Source organism: Desulfarculaceae bacterium, from assembly GCA_020444545.1.
In the GTDB taxonomy this organism is placed as follows: Bacteria; Desulfobacterota; Desulfarculia; order Desulfarculales; family Desulfarculaceae; genus Desulfoferula.
In genome coordinates this window covers 236,167-258,595 of sequence record JAHLKT010000004.1, presented here as the reverse complement: position 1 = coordinate 258,595, position 22,429 = coordinate 236,167, and the positions used below count along the sequence as shown (strand labels likewise).

Below are 22,429 nucleotides of genomic sequence, written 5' to 3'. Positions count from 1 at the left end.
CTTACTCTCGACCCTGTGGCGGGGTTTGACCGGTTAAGAGGAAATTGGCGTTGTCCACCGCGTTGGCCATGCCCTGGACCAGCAAGAAGATGGCGCCCAGGGGCACGGTGGCCTTGGCGGGCCAAAGGGGCAGGGCCGCCGCCGACGAGGAGACGTCGCCCACCATGAAGGCCTCCACCGATACCTTGGTGCCGAACCAGATGATGGGCAGCATGGCCAGGACCAGGATGAAGGCCACGAATATCTCGAGCCAGGCGCGGGACCGGTCGCTCATCCGGGCGTGCAGAATGTCCACCCGGGTGTGGCCGTAGTGGCGCAGGGTGTAGCCGCTGCCGAACATGACCAGGCCGCAGAGGAAGTATTCGCCCACCTCCTGGGCCCAGGTGGTGGGGGCGTGGAAAAAGTAGCGGGCAAAGACTTCGTAGAGGACCACGGCGGTCACCACCGCGATGAAGGGCGCGGCGATGAACCCCATGGCCAAGTTGAAGGCGCGCACGGCGCGCGAAAAGGCCAGCATAAGCTCTCCCGGATGGACCAGATACCTGGGGGACAGGGCTATTGTGGGACCCACAATCCCGTGGCCCCGCGGGCCGGCCGCGAGAAGGGAGGCCGGCCGGGGGCCCGAAGGCGCCCGGCCGGCCGGGGGTTTGTTAGAACTTGACGCCCTTGGCCTTCAGGTTCTCCTTGAGGATGTCCACCAGCTTGCGGCAGTAGGGCGACTTGGCCGCGCTCTGCTCGTAAAGCGGCATAAGCTTCTGGCGCCACTTGAGAAGCTCGGCGTCGGAGAGCTTGATGATCTTGACCTTCTTGGTCTTGGCGAAATCGATGGCTTCCTGGTCCCACTTGGGGCTCATGGCGAAGGAACGGTCCATGGCCATGGTGGCGGCCTTCTTCACCGCCTCCTGCTGGTCGGCGGGCAGCGAGGCCATGACCTTGCTGTTGATGGCCAGCTCGATGATGCCCGGGGTGTGGAAGGCGGGATCGCTCACGAAGTCCAGCACCTCGTAGAGCTTGTACTTCTTCAGGGTGTACCAGGGGTAGTCGGTGCCGTCCACGGTGCCGCGCTGCAGCGCCATGTACTGCTCGGCGCCGGGGATGGCCGCGGCGGCGCCGCCCAGGGCCTGCACGATCAGGGCCTCAAGACCGAAGGCGCGGATCTTCTTGCCCTCCAGGTCGGCCAGGCTGTTGACCGGGAACTTGGTCATCAGGCCCATGGTGGCCACGGAGATGGAGCCCAGGTAGGTGACTCCCAGCTTGCTCATGGCCTCGGCGAAGACCTTGCCGTAGCCCTTGTTGCGCAGGATGTCCATGGCCTCGGCCGGGCTGGACCAGTTGAAGGGCAGCCACTGCACGTTGACCTCGGGGAAGACGCCGGTGAAGTAGAGGAAGGAGCCGGAGTAGCCGTCGATCATGCCGGACTTGAGAGCCTCCAGGGCCTCGCGGGACTTGACCAGCTGGCCGGGCCAGAAGACCTTCACGGCCAGCTTGCCCTTGGTCAGCTCCTTCACCTTGTCGGCGAAGAACTTGGTGGTCTGGCCGGCGTAGGCCGTTTCGGGATACACGCACTGGAACTTGAGGGTCTTGGCTTGGGCCATCCCGGCGGTCAGCAACAGGCCGAGGCAGGCGACGAGCATAAACAATTTACGGGCCATGTTCTTCTTTCTCCCTTTTCCCCGGAGGAAAGCACCCCTCCCCCGGCTATTAAAAAACATCCCTCTCTCTTGGCATTAAAAAAACGGGGCCTCCCGTGCGCCCCGTAAGTTCCCCTATAGTGTGATCGCCCTCTTTAGCACCTTGCCGGTGTGAGTCTTGGGCAGCTCGCCCACCAAGCGCACGATGCGGGGGTATTTGTAGGGAGCCACCCGTTCCTTGACAAAGTCGCGGATCTCCTCGGGGGTGGCTTCCACGCCGGGCCGCAGGGCGACCATGGCGGCGATCTCTTCGCCCAGGTCATCGTGGGGCACGCCCAGCACCGCCGCTTCCAACACGGCCGGATGCTTGTAGAGCACCTCTTCGATCTCGCGGGGGTACACGTTGTAGCCACCCCGGATGATCATCTCTTTCTTGCGGTCCACGATGTAGATGTAGTCGTCGTCGTCCTGGCGGGCCATGTCGCCGGTGTGCAGCCAGCCGCCCTTGAGCGTCGCGGCCGTGGCCGCGGGCTGATTCAGATAGCCCTTCATCACGCCGGGGCCCTGGATGATCAGCTCGCCAACCTCGCCCTTGGCCACGTCCTGGTCCATCTCGTCCACGATGCGGGCCTGGAAGCCTGGGATGGGCCGCCCGATGGAGCCGGGCCTGGTGGGCTTGCCGTAAGGGTTTTCCACGCATACCGGCGAGCACTCGGTGAGGCCGTAGCCCTCGTAGATGGTGGCGCCGTAGGCCTTTTCGAAGCGCCTGAGCACCTCCACCGGCAGGGAGGCCCCGCCGGAGATGGCGAACTGCAAGCACGAGCGCTTGGGCGGGTGGTTCACGGCCATCTCGGCCAGGCGGTTGTAGATGGTGGGCACCGCGATGAGGATGGCCTTGTCCAGCTCCTCTATGGCCCGGAAGGTCTCGTCCGGGTCGAAGTGCTCCCACAGGCGCAGGGTGAGGCCCAGGTACACCGATGAGTTGAGGCTTGAGGTCTGGCCGAAAATGTGGAACAGGGGAAGCACGCCCAGGCTGATGGCATCGCGGTCCGTGGAGCGCATGTCCGAGATGATCTGAGCGTTGCTGGCCAGGTTGTGGTGGCTGAGCATGGCCCCCTTGGGCAGGCCGGTGGTGCCCGAGGTGTAGATGATGGCCCAGGTGTCGTCGTTGTCGCTCGGATAAATGGGGTAGGGGCCGTTATCGCGCATCAGGCTCTCGAAGGGCAAAAAGCCCTCGGGAGAATCGCCCGCCACCGCGCGGATGTCGATCTGGGGTATTTCCTCCAGCACCGGCCCCGCATACTTCAGGTGGTCGGCGTGGCCGATGAAGGCCCGGGCCCCGGAGTCGCTGAAGATGTGTTTGAGCTCTTCGGAGCGGTAAAGGAAGTTGACCGGCAGCACCGCCGCGCCCAGCTTGGCCAGGGCGTAGTAGGCGATGACCCACTCCAGGGAGTTGGGCATCATGAGCACACAGACCTGGCCGGGTTCGAGACCTTGCTCCTTGAGGCCCCAGGCCAGGGCGTCGCTCATCTGGTCGTATTGTGCGTAGGTAATGGAACGGTCACCGAAGATGACCGCCGGGCGCTGGGGCACCCGCTGTGCGGTGTCTCGAAGCAGTTTGGCGATGTTCAAGGGCAACCCCTCTAACCCCTGTGGGGGGCCTGACCGCGAGGCCAGGCCCCCAAATTACTAAGCCAGATTTTTGATCAGAATGGCCACGCCCATGCCGCCCCCCACGCACATGGTTGCCAGACCCAGCTCCTTTTGCGAGCGTTTCATCTCATAGATGAGCTTGGTGAGGATCACCCCGCCGGTGGCGCTGATGGGGTGGCCCAGGGCGATGGCCCCTCCGTTTACGTTGACCTTTTCCTGGTCCAGACCCAGCTCGCGGATGCAGGCCAGGGACTGGCTGGCAAAGGCCTCGTTGAGCTCGACCAGATCGATGTCGCCCAGGGCCAGGCCGGTCTTGGCCAAGACCTGACGGGTGGCGTCGATGGGGCCGATGCCCATGAGGGAGGGCTCCACGCCCACGGTGGCGTAGCCCAGGATGGCGGCCAGGGGCTTTGTGCCCAGCTCTTGGGCCCGCTCGGCCGAGGCCACCACCACCGCAGAGGCTCCGTCGTTCATGCCGCTGGAGTTGCCGGCGGTCACCGAGCCGCCTTTGCGGAACACCGGTTTCAGCTTGGCCAGGTCCTCGGCCGTGGTCTGGGGCCGGGGGTGCTCATCAACCGCGAAGAGCTTGGGCTCGCCCTTGCGCTGCGGGATGGGCACTGCCACCACCTCGTCGTTGAAAACGCCCGTTTCCAGAGCGCGCTTGGTCTTTTGCTGGCAGTCCAGGGCAAAGGCGTCCTGGTCCTCGCGGCTCACCGAATACTTCTCTGCCACGTTCTCGGCCGTCTCGCCCATGGTGTTGTTGCTCAAGGGATCGTAGAGCACCAGCTGGTCGATCATCTTGGCGTGGCCCAAACGCGAGCCCCAGCGGTTGGTGGGCACCAGGTAGGCCGCGCCCGACATATGCTCCACCCCGCCGGCCACCATTAGGTCGGCGTCGCCGGCCTTGACGGCCTGAGCGGCCAAAAACACCGTCTTGAGCGACCCGCCGCAGGCGTGGGACACGGTGTATTGGGGCTTTTCGATAGGCAGCCCCGCGTTGACCGCTATGGGCCGGGCGATGTTGGGGGGCAGCACGCCGGTGCGATATTGCTGGGCCAGGCAGACCTCGTCCACCTGGGAAGGCTCCACGCCGGCCCGCTGTATGGCCTCTTTGATAACCAGGATGCCCAGGTCGCTGTCGGTGACCGCCTTGAGGGTGCCGCCGAAGCGGCCCACCGGGGTGCGCGCGGCGGATAGGATGACCGGTTGTTTCATGCTGGTGACTCTTTCTGTCTAGTCGGCCGGACCGAGCTTGTTGCCTTTGTCGTCGTAGCGGTACCAACCCACCCCGGCCTTGCGGCCCAGCTGGCCGGCCTTCACCTTGCGCCGGAGCAGCAGGGGGGGATACCAGCGCTCTTCGCCGGTCTCGTTGTACATGGCGGTCAGCGCGCCGAAGGTGATGTCCAGTCCCACCATGTCGCCGGTCTCGAAGATGCCCATCTTGCGGCCCGATGCCAGGCGCAGGCCCTTGTCGATGTCCTCCACCGAGGCCACCCCGGCTTCCACCAGGCGCATGGCCTCCATGGTGGAGGGGAAGTTGATGCGGTTGATGACAAAGCCGGCCACGTCGCGGTTGACCATGATCGGCTCCTTGCCGATGGCCAGGGCGAACTCGCGGCCCGTGGCAAAGGCCTCGTCCGAGGTCAGGGTGCCCCGGATCACCTCCACCGCCTGCATCATGGGCACCGGCGAGAAGAAGTGCAGGCCCAGGAAGCGCTCGGGATTTTTAACGCTGGAGGCCAGCTCACTGATGGGGATCGCGCTTGTATTGCTGGCCACCAGCGAATCGTCACCGATAACCTCGTTCAGCTTGGCGTAGACCTCCTGCTTGACCGCCAGGTTCTCGAACACCACCTCCATGACCAGGTCGGCCTCGGCGGCCGGGGCGTAGTCCACCGAAGTGGACAAACGGCCCATTACCTCGTCCAGGGTGCCCTGGACCTTGCCCTTTTCGATGAGCTTGCCCGCGGACCAGGAGATGTTTTTTACAGCCTTGTCCAGCTGCTCCTGGGACACGTCGCACAGGGTGGCGTTCAGGCCGGCCTGGGCGCAGACCTGGGCGATGCCGCTGCCCATGAGGCCCGAGCCCACGATGAATACGTTCTTCACCGCCATGGCTACTTGCCTCCCTTGAGCAGGTTGCGGGCGATGACCACCTTTTGGATCTCGTCGGTGCCCTCGTAGATGCGGGTGAGCCTAAGGTCGCGGTAGAAGCGCTCCACCGGGAAGTCCTTCATGTAGCCCATGCCGCCGTGCACCTGCACCGCCATGTCGGCCACGCGGTTGGCCATCTGGGTGCAGAACAGCTTGACCATGGAGGCTTCCTTGATCACCGAAGTGCCCTTGGTGTCGCGGAGCCAGGCGGCGTGATAGAGCATCTGGCGGGCGGCGTAGATCTGGGTGGCCATCTCGGCCAGCATGAACTGGATGGCCTGGAACTCGGCGATGGGCTTGCCGAACTGCACCCGCTGCTGGGCGTACTCTACTGACAGGTCAAGCAGCTTCTGGGCCGAGCCCAGGGCCGAGGCGCCCATGGTCAGGCGGCCCTTGTCCAGGGTCTTCATGGCGGTCTTGAAGCCCTGGCCGATCATGGCGTCGCCGCCGATGACCCGGTCCTTGGGGATGCGGCAGTTATCGAAAATCAGCTCGCAGGTGTGTGAGCCGCGCATGCCCATCTTGCGCTCGATGGTGCCCACGAAGAAGCCGGGGTCGGTTTTCTCGACCACGAAGGCGGTGATGCCGCCCCGGGCCTTTTTGGCGCGGTCGGTGAGGGCGAAGACGGTGGAGCAGTCGGCGATGTCGCCGTTGGTGATGAAGTGCTTGCGGCCGTTGAGCACCCAGGAGTCGCCTTCCAGCACGGCGGTGGTCTGCACGTTGGAGGCGTCGGAGCCGGCCTCGGGCTCGGTGAGCGCGAAGCAGCCGATCCACTCGCCGGAGGCCAGCGGGGGCAGGTACTTCTCGCGTTGCTCCTCGGTGCCGTCGATGGCGATGCCCTGGGAGCCGATGCCGTTGTTGGTGCCGATGCGGGTGCGGAAGCAGGCGTTGACCGTGGAGAGCTGCTCGTAGACCAGGCACTCGCCCAGGCAGCCGACCTCCAGGCCGCCGTACTGCTCTTTGGTGGCCAGTCCGAACAGGCCCAGCTCGCGCATGGTCTGCACGATCTCCTCGGGGATGCGGTCTTCCTCTTCAACCTGCTGGCTGATGGGTTCCAGGTCCTGCTTAACGAAACGCCTGACAGTGTCGACCATCATGCGAAGATTTTCAGGGATTTCAAAGTCCACTTGAAAGCTCCAGTTCTAAGTATATGAGGGGAAGGCGGCATGGCGGCCGCGCTGGGATAAACCCGCTTTACAGCCGAACTGAGAGTTTGCAAACGATGTGCCATGGTGGCCTCTGGCGGCTAAACCTTGGTAACTATATGGAAAATAGTTGCGGTGTCGGCGTGGGGCAAGCCTTGGCAGAGGCCGGATGGGCACGTATGTAGAAATATTTATACATATTACTGAGGGTGCTTCAGATAAATTATGCGATATTTCAGGGGGTTGTTTCGGCGCGAAAAGTCCGTCTCTGTGTGTCTAGAAATGTCTACAAGTAGAATAATTTATACACAAGATTAATCCAGGCCATACTTTTTGATCTTTTGGTGCAGGCCGGTGCGGTGGATGCCCAGCAGCTCCGCCGCTTGGGTGCGGTTGCCTCCGGTGTATTTAAGGGCCCGCTCCAGGGCCTGGCGCTCGGCCTCGGCCATCTCCGCCTTCAGGGAGCGGGGCGCCGGCGAGACCACCTTGCTCTGGGGCGCGGCTTCCAGGAAATCCGGGGGCAGGTGGTCCGGGAGCAGGGTGCCGCTGCCGGCCACGGCCGCGGCCCGCTCCAGGACGTTCTTGAGTTCGCGCACATTGCCCGGCCAGTCGTGGGAGCTCAGCAGCTGCATCACCTCCTGGGAAACCCGCGCGGGCACCGGGCGCTTGCCGGTGCGCAGGCCCGAGAGGATGTGATAGGCCAGGCGGGGGATGTCGCCGCGTATCTCGCGCAAGGCCGGGGTGCGCAGGTGGAAGATGTTCAGGCGGTAGTAGAGGTCCTGGCGGAACTTGCCCGCGCGCATCATGGCCTTGAGGTCCCGGTTGGTTGCCGCGATTACCCGGAAGCTGAGCTTGAGGGGCTTGGTGCCGCCCAGGCGCTCCACCTCCTGCTCCTGGATGACCCGCAAGAGCTTCACCTGCATGGCCAGGGGCAGCTCGCCCACCTCGTCAAGGAAGATGGTGCCCTCGTTGGCCAGCTCGAACTTGCCCGGCTTGCCGCGCTGGCTGGCCCCGGTGAAGGCCCCGGCCTGGTAGCCGAAGAACTCCGACTCGAACAGCTCATGGGGGATGGCCCCGCAGTTAACCTTGACGATGGGCTTGTTGTGGCGGGCGCTCATGCGGTGCACCGCTCGGGCGAACAGGTCCTTGCCCGTGCCGGTCTCGCCGGTGATGAGAAGGCTCAGGTCCGACTGGGCCGCCTGGGTGGCCACCTGGCGGGCCTGCTGGATGGGCTGCGATTCGCCCACCACCAGCTGAAGGTCGTAACGGGAGGAGTAGAGGTTTTGCAGCTCCTTCTCATAATAATTGACTTTCTCCTCCAGCACCTCGGTCTGGCGCACCAGCTCGCGCACCCGCTTGACGTGCCAGAAGACCAGCTTGGCGAATGCGCCCACAATCCGGCCGTCGTCGTCGCGGATGGGGATGCGGGCGATGATGCGCTCCTTGCCGGCCATGCGCAGCACCGAGCCCACCTCGGCCTTGCCGGTCTTGAGCACCTCGGGCAGACGGGAAGCGGGGTTCACCTCGTGGATGTGGGCGCCCACCACCTGCACCGGGTCCACCTGGTAGAACTCGGCGGTGGAGCGGCTCATGAAGCGGATCTTGCCCTCCGCGTCGATGAGCAGCATGGACTCGTGGGGCGACTCCATGAGCGCGGTGACAAGGTAGTCCGGGATTTGGCGCCAAGTGCTGTTGGGCATAAGCGTCCCTGGCTTGGGGGGCTTCAACTGAGGCAATTCTACCAGATGGGACGGGCCGGAGAGCAGGGGTCTCAGCCGGACCGGCGCTCCAGGATGCAGCTAAGAGGCTTGCCTTGCAGAATCGTCTCCATGCACTTGTTGCAGGAGATGCAGCGGGCGCGGGCGTGGTCGCCGTCTTGCCAGCGGGCCACCAGGCCGGGCTCGCTGATCAGGGGGCGGCTCAGGGCCACCAGGTCGGCCTGGCCCTGGGCCAGCGCCTCGGCGCAGGCCTGGGGGGTGCGCAGGCCGCCCACCGCGATCACCGGCACCGCTACCCGCTCCTTGACCGCCGCGGCCCAGGCGCGGAAGTAGCCCTGCACCGGAGCCTTCTTGTCCTCGGGCCGGAACTCGGTCTCGCTGTAGTCGGCCCCGCGCAGGCCCTGGCTCACCTCGATGCAGTCGTAGCCCGCCTCGGCCAGCCGCTGGGCCGCCTCCAGGCCCTCGTCGAACTCAAGGCCCCCGGTAAACCCGTCGGCCAGGCCCAGCTTGATCATCACCGGGTAGTCCGGCCCCACCTGGGCGCGGATGGCGGCCAGCACCTCCAGGTGCAGGCGCAGCCGCCCCTCCAGGCCGCCGCCCCACTGGTCCTCGCGGCGGTTGGTGTGGGGCGAAAGGAACTGGGCAAAGAGATAGGCGTGGGCCCCGTGCACCTGCACCGCGTCAAAGCCCGCCTCCCGGGCCCGCCGCGCGGCCGCGCCGAAGCCGGCCACCACCGCCTCGATCTCCTCGGCGGGCATGGCCCGGTGCGGGTGCTCGAAGTAGGGGTCATGCTCCAGCAGCGAGGGAGCCCAGGCGGGCTCGCCCTGGGTGAAGGCGCGGAAGCGGGACGCCTCGCGCCCGGCGTGGAAAAGCTGCGCCGCCACCTTGCTCCCTTGGGCGTGCACCACCTCGGTCATGCGGGCCAGGTCGGCCACGCACTCGTCGTTGGCCAGGGAGTTTTGGCGCAGGGCCACCCGGCCCGACTCGTGGGCCAGGATGATGCCCGAAACGATGAGCCCCACCTGGCCCCGGGCCAGGTCGCCGTACAGCTCCAGCTGGCGGTCGGAGACCTTGCCGCTGCCCCGGCCGGAGTTGTCGAAAGTGGCCGAGCGCACCAGGCGGTTGGCCAGGGAAATGCCCTTGAGATCGTAAGGCGCGAAAAGCCGGTCCATGTCTAGGCCTCCCAGATGATGCTGGCGTCCAGGGCCAAGGGTGCGCCCTTTTCCACGGCCACGGGGTTGATGTCGATCTGGGTGATGCCCGGTTGGGAGGCGCCCAGGTCGCCCAAACGGCAGAGCAGCCCGGCCAGGGCCTCGCGGTCCAGGGGGGCCTGGCCCCGGTAGCCTTCCAGAAGCTTGGCTCCGCGAAGGCGGCCCAGCATGGCCAGGGCGCGTTGGTGGTCCAGGGGGGCCAGCTCAAAGGCCACGTCCGGCTCCAGCTCGGCCAGCACCCCGCCCAAGCCCAGCATCACGCAGGGGCCGAATTGAGGGTCGCGCAGATAGCCCGCGATCAGCTCGTAGTCGGGCCGCTGCTGGCGCTGCACCAGGATGCGTCCCTGGCCGTCCATGGCTTCGCGCAGGCGCTCCCACTGCTCGGCCAACTCCTCGGGGCCGCGCACCCCCAGCACCACCAGGCCCTTCTCGGTTTTGTGCACCTCGCCGGGCAGCAGGCCCTTGAGCACCACCGGCCAACCCAGCTTGGCCGCCGCGTCCTGGGCAGCGGCCAGCTCGTCCGTGGCCGTCTCAGCCACCACCGGGATGTCCCAGGCGGCCAGGAGGTGCTTGGAGTCGTGCTCGTCCCATACGCCCTTGCGCGGGGGCAGGCCGCCGGGCAGGGCCCGGCCCGAGGCCGGGGGCCGGGGAGCGCGCTCGCTCTTGCGCCAGCGGGCGGCCGCGGCCAGGCAATCCACCGCCCGGGCCATCTCGCCGAACAGGGGCACCCCGCCGGCCAGGGCCTGGCCCTCGAACTCCTTCATGGGCTCGGTGAGGCCCAGCCCCCAGAAGGCCAGGGCCTTGCCGCCCCCATGGGCCGCGGCCCGCATGGCTTCCAGGTCCATGCCCTTGCTGGCCGCGCCCAGGAAGGAGTGCACAAACATAAGGTCCACCCCCGGGTCTTGGGCCACGATCTCCACCGCCCGGTGCAAGGTTTCCGAGCCGCCGTGCAGCTCCATGGCCGGCCACAGGTCCACCGGGTTGGAGGGTGGCATCCAGGCCGGGAAGAGTCCGGCCAGGGCTTCCAGGGTGGGCGGGGCCAGCTCGGCCACCTCCAGGCCCTGCTCCTCCAATAGATCGCAGGAGAGGATGCCGCCCCCGCCGCTGAAGGTGAGCACCGCCGTCTTGGCCTTGGCGGGCAGATCGGGCAGCATGGCCAGGGTGCGCCCCAGGTCCACCATCTGGTGGAAGTCCCGCGCCGTGGTCACCCCGGCCGCGGCCAGGAGCCCCTCGGTGAGGCGGGCGTTTCCGGCCAGGCTGGCGGTGTGGCTCAGGGCGGCCTTGGCCCCGGAGCGGCTGCGCCCGGACTTGAGCACCACCAGGGGCTTGTCCGCGCCCTCGGCCAACTCCATGAAGCGGCGGCCCCGGGGCAGGGACTCCAGGTAGAGCCCCACCGCCTTGGTCTCGGGGTCGTCCAGGAGCACCTGAAGCACGTCGCACTCGTCCACGTCGCACTTGTTGCCCAGAGAGCAGGCCTTGCTCACCGCCACCCCGCGCCGGGTGGCCAGGTCGGCCAGGAACCCGGCCGAGAGCATGCCGCTCTGCACCACCAGGGACAGGCCGCCATGGGGCAAGAGGGCGTCGGTGATGCGGCTGTGCATGAAGGTAAAGAAGCGGCGGCCCGGCACGTCCACCAGGCCCATGCAGTTGGGGCCCCACAGGCGCATATCCGCCTGGCGGGCGATGGCCAGGCACTCCTCCTGCAAGGCGTGGCCCTCCTCGCCGGTCTCGGCGAAGCCGGCGCTCTGGATCATCACTGCCCGGGTCCCCTTGGCCGCGCAGTCCCGGAGCACCTGGGGCACGAAGCGGGCGGGCACCAGCAAGACGGCCAGGTCCACCGGGCCGGGGATGTCCTTCACCGAGGGAAAGCAGGGCAGCCCGGCCAGCTCGTTGTACTTGGGGTTGACCGGATAGACCGAGACCCCGGGAGCCAGGGCCGTGTTGGCCAGCAGGTGCTGGCCGGTGCGGTCGGGGCTGGCCCCCACCACGGCCACCGAAGCGGGCGTAAAGAATTTCTGCATGTTCGTGCTTCCTGGCAGCGGGGTGAGGGCCGGGCGGACCGGCCTACTTGGCCTGGAACGCCGGGGGCCGCTTTTCGGCAAAGGCCTTGCGGCCCTCTTCGTAGTCCTCGGTGTCGTACAGGGGCATGCCCAGGGCGTTCTCGCACCACAGGGCTTCCTCAATGGACATGCCCACGCCCCGGCGCAGGCTCTTCTTGATGGCCTGCACCGCCAGGGGGGCGCACTGGCAGATCTCGCCGGCCAGCTCCAGGGCGGAGGTCAGGACGTCTTCCTGGGGCACCACCCGGTTGACCAGGCCCATGTCCAGGGCCTCGGCCGCTGCGATGCGCCGGCCGGTGAACATCAGCTCGGCGGCCTTGGCGCTGCCCACCAGGCGGGGCAGGCGCACCGTGCCGCCCAGGCGGGGCAGGATGCCCAGGCGCGCCTCGGGGAAGGCGAAACGGGCTTTCTCGGAGGCGATACGCAGGTCGCAGGCCAGGGCCAGCTCCAGGCCGCCGCCCAGGGCCACGCCGTTGATGGCCGCGATCAGCGGCTTGTCCAGCTCCATGCCCCGAAGGGGAGTGGTGGGCATGAGCCAGGGGCGCTCGCGGCATTCCTTTACAAAGGGCAGCCAGGTTTTAACGTCCGCCCCGGCGCAGAAGGCCTTTTCCCCGGCCCCGGTGAACACGCCCACCCACAGCTGGGGGTCCTGGGCGAAGTCCTCGCAGGCGTCGTGCATCTGCCGGAACAGGTCCGGGCTCATGGCGTTGAAGGCCTCGGGCCGATTAAGCGTAAAGAGCGCGATGTGCTCTTTCTTTTCGTATAGCAGTTCCATGGTGCGCATCCTTGTCAGCGGTTTGGGCACTACCCCCACTCAGCCTTCATATACGGCATTGCGGCCCAAGAGGCAATCGCCGCGCGCGGGCGTGGGTTCAGCCCTCCCGGCCCGGCCCGGCCCCGGCCAGCTCCAACAGGGCGGGGATAAAGGCGTTCAAATCCTCCACCACCCCCACGTCGGCCAGGTTGAAAATGGCCGCGTTGGGGTCGTTGTTGATGGCCACGATGTAGCCCGAACCTTGCATGCCCACGGTATGCTGCCGCGCCCCGGAGATGCCGCAGGCCAGGTATAGGCGGGGGCTTACCGTGGCTCCGGTAAGGCCCACCTGCCTGGCGTAGCCCAGCCAGCCTAGGTCGCACACCGGCCGCGAACCGGCCAGGGCGGCGTTGGAGAACAGGGCGCTCAGGCGGCGCAGGGGCTCCAGGTTTTCCGGCTTGCCCACCCCGCGCCCGGCGGCCACCACCACCGAGGCCGCGCCCAGGGCCGCGTCGCGCTCCAGCGGGGCCTGCCCCGGCCGCACCCGCGCGCGGCAGGGCGGCAACTCGCGGGTTAGCACCTCTACCGAGCCGGGCGTTTCGGCCGGCGGCAGCGCAGGGAAGGAGCCGGGCTGCACCGTGAGTACCAGGGGTTCGGCTTGCGCCTCCACCAACTCGCTGAGCTTGCCATGCCAGGCGGCGCGGCGGAAGAGGGGGCCGCTCTCGCCATGCTCGATGGCCTCGACTCCGCTGACCAAGGCCACGCCTAAACGCATTGCCAGGCCGGGGGCCCAGTCCAGGCCGCTGGTGGTGTGGGCGGCCAACACCATGGCCGGGGACCAGGCGGGCAGCAGCTCGGCCAGCAAGGCGCGGTAGGCCTCGCCGGAGAATTCGGTTAGCCCCGGCACCTCAAGGCCGGTCACGGTCAGGCCGCTGAGGCGGGCGGCCTCGCTGGCTAAGGGCTCCACGCCATCGCCCAGCACCAGGAGGCGGGCCTCGCCGCCCAGGGCTTGGGCCAGCTCGCGGGCGCAGGCAGCCAGCTCCAGGCTGACCGGGGCCAGGCCCTCGGGGCCGTGCTCGGCCACGGCCACCACCAGGGGCTTGCCCGCCAGGCTCACAGCAGGGCCCTTTCGCGCAGCAGGTCCAACAGTCGGGACGCCTTGGCCTGAATGTCGCCGGAGAGCATCAGGCCTGCCCGGGTCTTTACCGGCAGACGATATTCACGCACCGCTTCCAGGGGCGGGGCCGGGGCGGTAGGGTCGATTACCAGCGGCGCGGTCTCTTTGGCTTTGAGTAGCTTGGACAGGGTAGGGTAGCGCGGGCGGGCGGGGCCGGAGTTGATGGTTGCCAGGGCGGGCAGGGGGAGCGTTACCTCCTGGCGGCGGCCGCCCTCCATCTCCCGCTGCGCGGTCAGCGACTTGGCGTCCTCGGCCAGGGCCAGCTCCACCGCGCCGGTGGCCAGCGGCAGGCCCAGCAGCTCGGCCAGCATGGGCCCCACCGCGCCTTGCATGGCGTCGTCGGACATGACCCCGGCCAGGATCAGATCGAAGCCTTGGCCCTCGGCCCAGGCGGCCACGGCCGAGGCCACGGCCAGGGGGCGGGCAATGGTTTCGTCCAGGTCGTCCAGGCGCACCGCCCGGTCCGCGCCCATGCCCAGGGCCCGCTCCAGCACGGCCTCGCAGCGGGCCGGGCCCAGGGAGAGGGCCGTCACTTCCGTGTCGGGCCGGGCGTCCTTGAGGGCCAGGGCGGCCTCCAGGGCGTACTCGTCGTAGGAACTCATCTTCCAGCGCGCGGGCGGGCGCAACACCGGGCGGCCCTCTTGCAGGTCAAAGAGGCTCTCCGGTTCGCAGACTTGCTTGAGCAGGCACAGGACGCGCATGGCTCTCCCCTCGCGGCCAAACCCGGCCGTCTGGGGAAAAGTGTAGACCAGCTTGCGGAAGGTCACAAGAAAAAACGAACATTCGTTCGGAAATAACTTGCCATGCCCCGTGGCCGGGTGCACAATGGGCCCATCATCCATCACGGCCCGCCCGAATGGGGCGGCGGGGAGCGCGCTCGGCATGAGCCTCTTTTACGTCATGCGCCACGGCCAGGCCTCCTTTGGCCAGGAAAACTACGACCGCCTGTCCGAGCTGGGCCAGGCGCAGGCCCGCCTGACCGGGGAGCACCTGGCCGGGCTGGGGCTCTCCTTCGACGCGGCCTACTCGGGCGACATGGCCCGTCAGCGGGACACCGCCCAGGCGGTGCTGGAGAGCCTGGAGTCCCCGCCCGTCCTGGAGATAATGCCCGAGTTCAACGAGTTCGCCTCCGGCCCCATCATCAAGGCCCTGCTGCCGGAGCTGCGCCGCGAGAACCCGGCCGTGGACCGGGCAGTGGCCACGATGTTCAGCGATCGCCGCGCCTTTCAGACCATCTACGACGCAGCCATGCACCGCTGGATCACCGGCCAATACGACCAGGGACTGCCCGAGACCTGGGAACTGTTTCTGGGCCGGGTGGGCCGGGCGGTGGAGCGGGTGTGCGCGGCCAACGGGCGGGGCAAGAAGGTGGTGCTGTTCACTTCGGGCGGGCCCATCTCGGCCATCATGCAGCGCGCCCTGAACCTGGAGCACGGGGTAGCCCTTAAGCTGACCTACGTGATCAAGAACGCCTCGCTCTCAAGCTTCATGTACAACCGCGAGGAGTTCTCCCTGGCTGAATTCAACTCCACCATGCATCTGGAGACCCAGGGCCGGGCGGAGATGGTCACCTATCGCTGACCAACACCCCATGGGGAGGTAAGCAAGCAATGGATTTCGCCGTATCGCCCAAAATGCAGACCATCCTGGAGCTCATCAACGAGTTCGTGGAAAAGGAGCTGGTGCCCCTGGAGCAGGACTTCATCCACCGCCCCTGGGAGGAGCTGGAGCCGGTGCTGGCCGAGAAACGAGAGATGGTCAAGCGCATGGAGCTGTGGAGCCCTCTGCACCCCAAGGAGTACGGCGGCATGGGACTGGACCTGGTGGAGTACGGCCTGGTCTGCGAGGCCCTGGCCCGCACCCCCACCGGGGTCTACGTGTTCGGGTGCCAGGCGCCGGACGCGGGCAACATCGAGATTCTCATCAAGTACGGCACTCCGGAGCAGAAGGAGCGTTTTCTGGCCCCGCTGGTCGCCGGACAGACCCGCTCCTGCTTCTCCATGACCGAGCCCGACCAGCCCGGCTCCAACCCGGTGCTATTGGACACCACCGCCGTAGCCGACGGCGACGACTACGTGATCAATGGGCACAAGTGGTTCACCTCCTCGGCCGACGGCGCGTCCTTCGCCATCGTCATGGCGGTGACCAACCCCGAGGCCCCGCCTCATCTCCAGGCCTCCATGATCATCGTGCCCACCGACACGCCCGGCTTCAACCTGGTGCGCAACATCCCGGTGATGGGCCATGCCGGATCGGGCTGGCACAGCCACGGCGAGATTCTTTACCAAAGCTGCCGGGTGCCCAAGGCCAACCTGCTGGGGCCCGAAGGCCACGGTTTCGTCATCGCCCAGGAGCGCCTGGGGCCGGGGCGCATCCACCACTGCATGCGTTGGATCGGCATCAGCAACCGGGCCCTGGACATGATCTGCGAGCGCGCCCTGACCCGGGATATCGCTCCGGGCAAGACCCTGGCCGACCAGCAGATCATCCGCGCCTGGATCGCCGAGAGCGCGGCCGAGATACGCGCCGCCCGCCTGATGGTGCTAAACTGCGCCTGGCGCATCGAGACCCAGGGCCAGAAAGAGGCCCGCCAGGACATCTCCTTGATCAAGTTCTACACCGCAGGGGTTATGCAGCGGGTGCTGGACCGGGCAGTGCAGGTGCACGGCGGCCTGGGGGTCACCGACGACACCGTTCTGGCCAGCTTCTACCGGGGCGAGCGCTCGGCGCGCATCTACGACGGAGTTGACGAGGTGCACAAGATCTCGGTGGCCAAGCGCATCCTCAAGGAGTACGCGGCGGAGCACGGCCTGCGATGAACTTCGCCGAGTTCAGCCGCGCGGTGGCGGTTTCGCGCCGCGACTTCTGCCAGGAGATGCTGGCCGCCAACCGCCAGGCCATCAAGGTCAAGAAAGAGGCCCTGGCGGTGAAGAACCTGGAGCGCATCTTCGACGCCACCCTCCGGGTGAGCAACCAGAAGGGTTTCCAGGCAATGACCATGCGCGACCTGAGCAAGGCCAGCGGCCTGTCCCTGGGCGCGCTTTATGATTACGTGGGCAACAAGGACGAGCTGCTTCAGATGATCCAGGCCACGGGACGCCGCCTCACCGGGCGCATCCTGCGGGAAAGCTTCGCCTCCCTGGCCGAGCCGGCCGGGCAGCTGGGCGCGGCCATACGCGCCCACCTTTTCCTGAGCGAGGCCATGCAGCCCTGGTTCTTCTTCTCCTACATGGAGGCACGCCATCTGGGCGAGCGGGAGAAGGAGCGGGCCAAGGAGAGCGAGCAGGTCACCGAGCGGCTCTTCGCGGGCATCATCCGCAAGGGCCGCAAGCAGGGGGCCTTCGGCGAGGTGGACCCCGGCCTGGCCGCGGCAATGATCAAGGCCATGGTGCAGGACTGGTACCTCAAGCGCTGGAAATACGCCAAGCGCCGGGTAAGCGTGGACCGTTACGCCGCCTTTGTGGTGGACGCGGCCCTGCGCTTGTGCCGGGCCGGCGAGGCGGAGGAGGTTGCGGCGGCATGAGCGTGATGGACCTGGCAGCCCCCACCAGGCAGGGCGAAGAGTTGGACGCGGCCCGGGTGGAGGCCTATCTGCGCGAGAGCATCCCCGGCTTGTGCGGGGCGGTGAAGATTGCCCAGTTCCCCTCGGGCTACTCCAATCTGACATATCTGATCAGCGCGGGCGAAAAGCAGATGGTGCTGCGCCGCCCGCCCCACGGCACCAAGGCCAAGAGCGCCCATGACATGGGACGGGAGTATCGCATCCTCTCGGCCCTGCACCCGGTGTTCCCCTATTGCCCCCGGCCCTTGGCCTATTGCTCGGACGAGGCGGTGATGGGCTGCCCCTTCTACGTCATGGAGCGCATCTCGGGCATCATCCTGCGCAAGGAGATGCCGCCAGAACTGAACTTCGGGCCCGCCCAGATGCGCCGGCTCACCGAGCGCCTGGTGGAGCTGATGGCCGAGTTGCACGCGGTGGACTACGTGGCCGCCGGGCTGGGCGACTTCGGCAAGCCGGCCGGCTACGCGCGGCGGCAGGTGGAGGGCTGGAGCAAACGCTACGTGAACGCGCGCACTCCGGACGTGCCCGACGGCGAGGCGGTGATGGCCTGGCTGTCGGCCGGCCTGCCTCCGGACAACGCGGTGGGCACGGTGATCCACAACGACTTCAAGCTGGACAACGTGGTGCTGGACCCGGCCGACCCTCTGAAGATCATCGGGGTGCTGGACTGGGAGATGGCCACCATCGGCGATCCGCTCATGGACCTGGCCTGCACCCTGGCCTATTGGGCCCAGGCCGACGACGAGCCGGAGCTCCTGGCCAACGCGGCCATGCTCACCTATCTGCCCGGCAGCCTGACCCGCGCCCAGGCGGTGGAGTATTACAGCCAAAAGACCGGGCGGGTGATGGACCACATCGGCTTCTACTACACCTTCGGCCTTTTCCGCCTGGCCGTGATCGCCCAGCAGATCTACTACCGCTTTTATCACGGCCAGACCAAGGACCAGCGCTTCGCGCGGCTGCCCCACGCGGTGCGCGCCCTGCTGGCCAAGGCCGAGCGGGTGATGGACAACGCCTCTTTGTAATGCCCCCCAGAAGGAGGGCGGGAGCATGGTCATGAGCAAATACGCGGTTTCCCTGGTTCGCTACGACCAGGCCTACGAGCCGGTGCGCCGGGCCTTGGAGCTGTGCGGCGGTCTGGAGCGCCTCTCCACCGGGGCCAAGGTGTTTCTCAAGCCCAACATCGTCTTTTGGACTGCCAGCGCGCCTTTTCCCAAGTGGGGAGTGGTGACCACCAGCCGCCTGGTGCACGACATGGTGCGCCTGCTCAAGGAGCGCGGGGTGGACGACATCACCATCATCGAAGGCATGGTGCTGGGGCGCTACAAGGACACCACCACCCCGGCCCACGCCTTCGAGTACCTGGGCTACAACAAGCTTAAACAGCGCTACGGGGTCAAGGTGCTGGACGCCTTCACGAGGCCTTATAAGGAAGTTGACCTGGGCGACGACATGAAGCTGAGCTTCAACGCCGACGTGCTGGAGGGCGACCTGGTGGTGAGCCTGCCGGTGATGAAGACCCACGCCCAGACCATGGTCAGCCTGGGGCTCAAGAACTTGAAGGGCCTGATCGACGTGAAGTCGCGCAAGCGCTGCCACAACGCGGACCCGGAAAAGGACCTGCACAACTGGGTCTCGCGCCTGGCCCTGCCCCTGCCGCCGGTGCTCACGGTGATCGACGGCACCTACACCTCGGAGTATGGCCCCGGCTTTGACGGCATCATGCACCGCCGCGATCTGCTGGTGGCCTCCTGGGACCTGCTTTCGGCCGACAAGGTGGGTTCCACCCTCCTGGGCCATCCGCCGGACACGGTGCCCTACCTGACACGCGCCCTGGAACGGGAGGGACGTCCCCTGGACCTGTCGGACGTGGAAGTGTTGGGCGAGCCGGTGGAGGAGAACATTAAGCCCCACGGCTGGGCCTTCCCCTACACCGAGGGCGACACCATGCCCATAGTGCTGGAGAAGAAGGGCATCCAGGGCCTGGGCTATTACAAGTACGATTCCACCCTGTGCACCTATTGTTCCGGCATAAACGGCACCGTGCTGGCGGGCATAGTCGGGGCTTGGAAGGGCGAGCCCTTCGACAATGTGGAGGTTCTCACCGGCAAGGCCATGCAACCCCGGCCCGGAGCCAACAAGACGGTTCTCTTGGGCAAGTGCATGTATCAGGCGCATAAGGACAACCCGGACATCAAACAGATGATCCCGGTGAAGGGCTGTCCGCCCCAGCCGGAGCAGATCATCGAGGCCCTGCAACAGGCGGGCATCATGGTGGACCCGGCCCTGTTCGCCAACATGGACGCCATGCCCGCCGCCTACATGCGGCGCTACAAGGACAAGCCCGAGTTCGACGAGAAGCTGTTCACCGTGGAGTAAGGCGCGCGGCGCGAGGAGGCTGGGCATGGAGCGGGTTTTGGTGGTGGGAGCCGGGTTCATGGGCGGGGGCATCGCCCAGGTCTGCGCGACGAGCGGGCGGCGGGTGCATCTGATGGACGTGTCGCCCAAAGCCTTGGACAAGGCCCGGGCGGGCATGGAGGTCTCCCTGGGCAAGTTGGCCGCCAAGGGAGTGATCGGCGAGACGCCGGAAGAGGTGCTGGACCGGCTGAGCTTGGAGCAAGACCTGGCCGCCGCGTCCGCTGCCGACTGGATCATCGAGGCGGCTTTGGAAAAAGAGGCGCTCAAGCTGGAGCTCTTCGCCGAGCTGGATCGCCTGGCGCCGGAAGCCACGCCCATCGGCTCCAACACCTCCTCGATTCCCATCGGCCGCCTGGCCGGAGCCACCGCCCACCCGGAGCGTGTATTGGGCCTGCACTTCTTCGGGCCGGTGCCGCTCATGGGCTTGGTGGAGGTTATCCAGGCCGAGGCCACCTCGGATGAGGTGTTCGAGCGGAGCCTGGCCTTCATCCGCTCCCTGGGCAAGACGCCGGTCAAGGTGCGGCGCGACTTGCCCGGTTTCGTGATGAACCGAGTCTTCGCCGCGGCGCTCAGCGAGGCTGCGGACCTGGTGGCCGCCGGGGTGGCCACGCCCGAGGACGTGGACGCGGGCATGCGCCTGGGCTACGGCTGGAAGGCGGGGCCCTTCGAGATCGCGGACAACGCCGGCCTGGACACCATCGCCCTGATCGACGATTTCCTGGTCTCCATGGGCGAAGAAAAGCTGATCAGCCGCTCGGGCCTGGTCAAGCGCATGGTGGAAGAGGGCCGCCTGGGACGCAAGGCGGGCAAGGGATTTTACCGCTACACCCCCGAGGGCAAACGCCAACCCTGGGGCGACGAGGACTGAGCCGCGCCTAATAGGTGTAGGTGCCGCCGTCCACGTTGATGGTCTGGCCGTTGACAAAGGAGGCGTCCTCCGAGACCAGGAAGAGCATCACCGAGGCCACCTCCCCGGCCTGGCCCATGCGCCCCAGAGGCACCAGGAAGCGGCGGTACATCTCCAGGGTCTCCTGGGGCACCGTGGAGAGCATTTCGGTCTCGATGAAACCCGGAGCCACGCAGTTCACGCGCACTCCCTTGGGGCCCAGCTCCTTGGCCGCCGCGCCGGTCATGCTGGCCACCCCGCCCTTGGTGGCCGAGTAGTTCAACTGGCCCGCCGCGCCGTAGCGGCTCACCGACGATACGTTGACGATGGCCCCGGAGCCCTGCTCGCGCAGAGGGATCATGCAGGCCTGTAGGCAGTTGAAAGCGCCCTTCAGGTTCACCGCCACCACCGAGTCGAACTCGTCTTCGCTCATCTTGTGGCCGATGCGGTCGCGGATGATACCAGCGTTGTTGATCAGGATATCCAGGCCGCCCAGCTCCTGAATGGTGTCGGCCACCATCGTTTGCACAAAAGCGCGCTCCACCACGCTGCCCAGGGCCACGTGGCAGCGCCGCCCCAGGGCGCGGACTTCCTCGGCCAGGGAGTTGAGGGCGTCTTCGCGCAGGTCGCAGACGGTGAGGTCGGCCCCTTCGCGGGCAAAGAGCAGGGCCGTGGCCCGGCCGATGCCCTGGGCCGCGCCGGTGATGATGGCTTTTTTGTCTTTCAGGCGCATGGCGGTTTCCCTAATGAAAAAGCCCCTCCCACGCCCCGGGCGCGGGAAGGGCGGTTTGTGCCTTGGCGCTTAGTAGTCTTCGCGCTCGATGATGGTGGCCACGCCCTGGCCGCCGCCCACGCAGGCGTTGGCGCAGCCCCAGCGGCCGCCCTTGGCCTCCATGATGCGGGCCAGGGTGCCCACCAGGCGGTTGCCCGTGGCCCCCAGGGGATGGCCGATGGCCAGGCCGCCGCCCATCACGTTGACCTTCTCCGGGTCCAGACCCAGCTCCTTTATACAGTTAAGCGCCACGATGGCAAAGGCTTCGTTGATCTCCCAGAAGTCGATGTCCGAGGCCTTGAGGCCGATGTTGCCCAGGGCCTTCTGGCTAGCCGGCACCGGGCCTTGGCCCATGATGGTGGGGTCGATTCCCGCGAAACCGATGGAGCGGATGGTGGCCAGGGGCTTGATGCCCTTGGCCTTGGCCTTTTCCTTGGACATGAGGATCATGCCGGTGCCCGCCGCGTTGAGGGGAGAGCTGACCCCGGCGGTGATGACGCCGTCTTTTTTGAAGGCGGGCCTGAGCCCGGCCAAGTCCTCCAGGGTGGTGCCGCCGCGCACCGCCTGGTCTTTGGTCACGGTCATCACGCTGCCGTCGGCCTGCTTGGCCTCCACCGGCAGAATCTCGCCGTCAAAGAAGCCGTCCGCCTGAGCCTGGGCCGCGCGCTGGTGGGAGCGCACCGCCCACTGCTCCATATCCTCCTTGGTGCAGCCGCTCTGAGCGAAGAGCTTCTCCGCGGTGAGCCCCATGTTCATGGCGGTCATCATGTCCCAGTGCAGAAGCTCGGGATTCAGGAACAGGTTCAGGTTGGGCTGGGCCAGGCCCCGGTCCTTGGTGGTGCCGCCCATGGGCACCCGGGTCATGTGCTCCATGCCGCCCACCATGACCACGTCGGCGAAGCCCTGGGCGATCTCCATGAAGCCGATGTGGATGCCGGCCATGGCCGAGCCGCACTGCTGGTCCACGAACTTGGCCGCGATGGTCTCGGGCAGGTTGGCCAGGAAGATGGGATTGCGGCCGCCGTAGGTCCATTGCTCGCCCACGCCGGTGGCGCAGCCCACGATGAAGTCCTCCACCTCTTCCGGGGCGATGCCGGTGCGCTTGATCAGCTCGGGCAGCACCAGGGCCAGGAGCTCGTCAGCCCTCAGGGCGTGGAACCAGTCCCGGCCGGGGTCGTTGGGGCGGCAGCGCGACTGGGCGGTGCGCAGGTACCCGGCGATAACTACTTCTTGCATTTGATCTCTCCTTGCCATGACACGGGTGCCCAGGCACCCAAGGGTTTAGCGA

The 22,429-nt window shown here is 66.9% G+C and carries 20 protein-coding genes; 6 read left to right on the top strand and 14 right to left on the bottom strand.

The features are described 5' to 3' along the window. Position 1 precedes the first annotated feature (1 nt). The 12 genes from KQH53_13070 to KQH53_13015 form a co-directional block, all read right to left on the bottom strand. The gene (locus tag KQH53_13070) at positions 2-517 is read right to left on the bottom strand and encodes a TRAP transporter small permease subunit (GenBank protein ID MCB2227602.1); all 516 of its coding nucleotides are present in this window, start codon (positions 515-517) and stop codon (positions 2-4) included. A gap of 133 nt (positions 518-650) precedes the next feature. Next, the gene (gene dctP, locus KQH53_13065) at positions 651-1,652 is read right to left on the bottom strand and encodes a TRAP transporter substrate-binding protein DctP (GenBank protein MCB2227601.1); all 1,002 of its coding nucleotides are present in this window, start codon (positions 1,650-1,652) and stop codon (positions 651-653) included. Positions 1,653-1,766: 114 nt separating this feature from the next. Beyond that, entirely contained in the window at positions 1,767-3,263 is a 1,497-nt protein-coding gene (locus KQH53_13060) for a long-chain fatty acid--CoA ligase (protein MCB2227600.1), read from the bottom strand. A 57-nt stretch (positions 3,264-3,320) separates the two neighbouring features. After that, positions 3,321-4,499 carry an acetyl-CoA C-acetyltransferase gene (locus tag KQH53_13055; GenBank protein ID MCB2227599.1) on the bottom strand — a complete coding sequence of 393 codons (1,179 nt, stop codon included), beginning with the start codon at positions 4,497-4,499 and terminating at the stop codon, positions 3,321-3,323. A gap of 18 nt (positions 4,500-4,517) precedes the next feature. Next, complete coding sequence (locus tag KQH53_13050; protein ID MCB2227598.1) at positions 4,518-5,399, bottom strand: 3-hydroxyacyl-CoA dehydrogenase family protein; 882 nt, start codon at positions 5,397-5,399, stop codon at positions 4,518-4,520. A gap of 2 nt (positions 5,400-5,401) precedes the next feature. Continuing rightward, positions 5,402-6,565, bottom strand: a complete 1,164-nt coding sequence (locus KQH53_13045; protein ID MCB2227597.1) for an acyl-CoA dehydrogenase family protein — start codon at positions 6,563-6,565, stop codon at positions 5,402-5,404. A 332-nt stretch (positions 6,566-6,897) separates the two neighbouring features. Beyond that, positions 6,898-8,283 (bottom strand): sigma 54-interacting transcriptional regulator, encoded by a 1,386-nt coding sequence (locus KQH53_13040; GenBank protein MCB2227596.1) that lies wholly within the window; start codon positions 8,281-8,283, stop codon positions 6,898-6,900. Positions 8,284-8,354: 71 nt separating this feature from the next. After that, entirely contained in the window at positions 8,355-9,473 is a 1,119-nt protein-coding gene (locus tag KQH53_13035; GenBank protein ID MCB2227595.1) for an NADH:flavin oxidoreductase, read from the bottom strand. Positions 9,474-9,475: 2 nt separating this feature from the next. Continuing rightward, positions 9,476-11,533: an acetate--CoA ligase family protein gene (locus KQH53_13030; GenBank protein MCB2227594.1), complete on the bottom strand. Its 2,058-nt coding sequence runs from the start codon at positions 11,531-11,533 to the stop codon at positions 9,476-9,478. Positions 11,534-11,576: 43 nt separating this feature from the next. Further along, complete coding sequence (locus tag KQH53_13025; protein ID MCB2227593.1) at positions 11,577-12,347, bottom strand: enoyl-CoA hydratase/isomerase family protein; 771 nt, start codon at positions 12,345-12,347, stop codon at positions 11,577-11,579. 97 nt (positions 12,348-12,444) lie between these two features. After that, a complete protein-coding gene (locus KQH53_13020; GenBank protein ID MCB2227592.1) occupies positions 12,445-13,443 on the bottom strand; it encodes an electron transfer flavoprotein subunit alpha/FixB family protein in 999 nt (332 codons plus the stop codon). Further along, positions 13,440-14,204, bottom strand: a complete 765-nt coding sequence (locus KQH53_13015; GenBank protein ID MCB2227591.1) for an electron transfer flavoprotein subunit beta/FixA family protein — start codon at positions 14,202-14,204, stop codon at positions 13,440-13,442. The genes KQH53_13020 and KQH53_13015 overlap by 4 nt, the downstream gene beginning before the upstream one ends. A gap of 181 nt (positions 14,205-14,385) precedes the next feature. Between KQH53_13015 and KQH53_13010 the strand changes: the two genes are divergently transcribed. From KQH53_13010 to KQH53_12985, 6 genes are read left to right on the top strand one after another with little or no spacing between them, the layout of a single operon-like run. Beyond that, a complete protein-coding gene (locus tag KQH53_13010; protein ID MCB2227590.1) occupies positions 14,386-15,084 on the top strand; it encodes a histidine phosphatase family protein in 699 nt (232 codons plus the stop codon). Between the two features lie 29 nt (positions 15,085-15,113). Beyond that, a complete protein-coding gene (locus tag KQH53_13005) occupies positions 15,114-16,322 on the top strand; it encodes an acyl-CoA dehydrogenase family protein (GenBank protein ID MCB2227589.1) in 1,209 nt (402 codons plus the stop codon). After that, on the top strand, positions 16,319-17,026 hold the full coding sequence (locus KQH53_13000; GenBank protein ID MCB2227588.1) for a TetR/AcrR family transcriptional regulator: 708 nt from the start codon (positions 16,319-16,321) through the stop codon (positions 17,024-17,026). Before KQH53_13005 ends, KQH53_13000 begins: the two co-directional genes overlap by 4 nt. Continuing rightward, positions 17,023-18,090 (top strand): phosphotransferase family protein, encoded by a 1,068-nt coding sequence (locus tag KQH53_12995; GenBank protein ID MCB2227587.1) that lies wholly within the window; start codon positions 17,023-17,025, stop codon positions 18,088-18,090. The genes KQH53_13000 and KQH53_12995 overlap by 4 nt, the downstream gene beginning before the upstream one ends. 31 nt (positions 18,091-18,121) lie before the next feature. Then, entirely contained in the window at positions 18,122-19,444 is a 1,323-nt protein-coding gene (locus KQH53_12990; protein MCB2227586.1) for a DUF362 domain-containing protein, read from the top strand. A 25-nt stretch (positions 19,445-19,469) separates the two neighbouring features. Next, positions 19,470-20,351: a 3-hydroxyacyl-CoA dehydrogenase family protein gene (locus tag KQH53_12985; protein MCB2227585.1), complete on the top strand. Its 882-nt coding sequence runs from the start codon at positions 19,470-19,472 to the stop codon at positions 20,349-20,351. 7 nt (positions 20,352-20,358) lie between these two features. Here KQH53_12985 and KQH53_12980 read toward each other — a convergent pair whose 3' ends face one another. Both KQH53_12980 and KQH53_12975 read right to left on the bottom strand, forming a co-directional pair. Continuing rightward, on the bottom strand, positions 20,359-21,102 hold the full coding sequence (locus KQH53_12980) for an SDR family oxidoreductase (GenBank protein ID MCB2227584.1): 744 nt from the start codon (positions 21,100-21,102) through the stop codon (positions 20,359-20,361). 69 nt (positions 21,103-21,171) lie between these two features. Then, entirely contained in the window at positions 21,172-22,377 is a 1,206-nt protein-coding gene (locus KQH53_12975; GenBank protein MCB2227583.1) for an acetyl-CoA C-acetyltransferase, read from the bottom strand. Positions 22,378-22,429 lie beyond the last annotated feature (52 nt).

Coding starts and splice junctions, on each gene's coding strand:
- KQH53_13015 (MCB2227591.1), bottom strand. CDS start 14,204: ATGCGCGTCCTGTGCCTGCTCAAGCAAGTCTGCGAACCGGAGAGCCTC.
- KQH53_13005 (MCB2227589.1), top strand. CDS start 15,114: ATGGATTTCGCCGTATCGCCCAAAATGCAGACCATCCTGGAGCTCATC.
- KQH53_12975 (MCB2227583.1), bottom strand. CDS start 22,377: ATGCAAGAAGTAGTTATCGCCGGGTACCTGCGCACCGCCCAGTCGCGC.
- KQH53_13070 (MCB2227602.1), bottom strand. CDS start 517: ATGCTGGCCTTTTCGCGCGCCGTGCGCGCCTTCAACTTGGCCATGGGG.
- KQH53_12995 (MCB2227587.1), top strand. CDS start 17,023: ATGAGCGTGATGGACCTGGCAGCCCCCACCAGGCAGGGCGAAGAGTTG.
- KQH53_13050 (MCB2227598.1), bottom strand. CDS start 5,399: ATGGCGGTGAAGAACGTATTCATCGTGGGCTCGGGCCTCATGGGCAGC.
- KQH53_12990 (MCB2227586.1), top strand. CDS start 18,122: ATGAGCAAATACGCGGTTTCCCTGGTTCGCTACGACCAGGCCTACGAG.
- KQH53_13035 (MCB2227595.1), bottom strand. CDS start 9,473: ATGGACCGGCTTTTCGCGCCTTACGATCTCAAGGGCATTTCCCTGGCC.
- dctP (MCB2227601.1), bottom strand. CDS start 1,652: ATGGCCCGTAAATTGTTTATGCTCGTCGCCTGCCTCGGCCTGTTGCTG.
- KQH53_12980 (MCB2227584.1), bottom strand. CDS start 21,102: ATGCGCCTGAAAGACAAAAAAGCCATCATCACCGGCGCGGCCCAGGGC.
- KQH53_13030 (MCB2227594.1), bottom strand. CDS start 11,533: ATGCAGAAATTCTTTACGCCCGCTTCGGTGGCCGTGGTGGGGGCCAGC.
- KQH53_13025 (MCB2227593.1), bottom strand. CDS start 12,347: ATGGAACTGCTATACGAAAAGAAAGAGCACATCGCGCTCTTTACGCTT.
- KQH53_13000 (MCB2227588.1), top strand. CDS start 16,319: ATGAACTTCGCCGAGTTCAGCCGCGCGGTGGCGGTTTCGCGCCGCGAC.
- KQH53_13055 (MCB2227599.1), bottom strand. CDS start 4,499: ATGAAACAACCGGTCATCCTATCCGCCGCGCGCACCCCGGTGGGCCGC.
- KQH53_13040 (MCB2227596.1), bottom strand. CDS start 8,283: ATGCCCAACAGCACTTGGCGCCAAATCCCGGACTACCTTGTCACCGCG.
- KQH53_13010 (MCB2227590.1), top strand. CDS start 14,386: ATGAGCCTCTTTTACGTCATGCGCCACGGCCAGGCCTCCTTTGGCCAG.
- KQH53_12985 (MCB2227585.1), top strand. CDS start 19,470: ATGGAGCGGGTTTTGGTGGTGGGAGCCGGGTTCATGGGCGGGGGCATC.